This window comes from Thermomonas alba (genome assembly GCF_022419205.1).
In the GTDB taxonomy this organism is placed as follows: Bacteria; Pseudomonadota; Gammaproteobacteria; order Xanthomonadales; family Xanthomonadaceae; genus Thermomonas; species Thermomonas alba.
This window is the reverse complement of record NZ_JAJOZU010000036.1, coordinates 302-620: the sequence shown is the minus strand read 5'-3', so window position 1 is coordinate 620 and position 319 is coordinate 302. Positions and strand designations below refer to the sequence as shown.

1 pseudogene is annotated in these 319 nt (G+C 66.8%); it reads left to right on the top strand.

The features are described from left to right. A pseudogene (locus ML342_RS11615) lies at nt 1-319 on the top strand (chorismate synthase); the annotation flags it as partial.

The following is a 319-nucleotide window of genomic DNA, read 5'->3' as shown; positions in this document are numbered from 1 at the left end:
ACCAGCGCAGCAAGGATTACGGCGATATCGCCCAAACCTTCCGCCCCGGCCATGCGGACTACACCTACTGGCACAAGTACGGCATTCGCGATCCGCGCGGGGGTGGCCGCTCGTCCGCGCGCCTGACCGCGCCCACCGTGGCGGCGGGGGCTGTTGCGCGCAAATGGCTGTGCGAGCAGTTTGGTACTGTCGTGCGGGGCGCCCTGGTCCAGATGGGCACGGTGAGCGTGCCGTTCGAATCGTGGGACCACGTCGATGGCAACCCGTTTTTTGCCCCGGTTGCCGATGTGTCGGCGCTGGAGGCGTACCTGACCGAGAT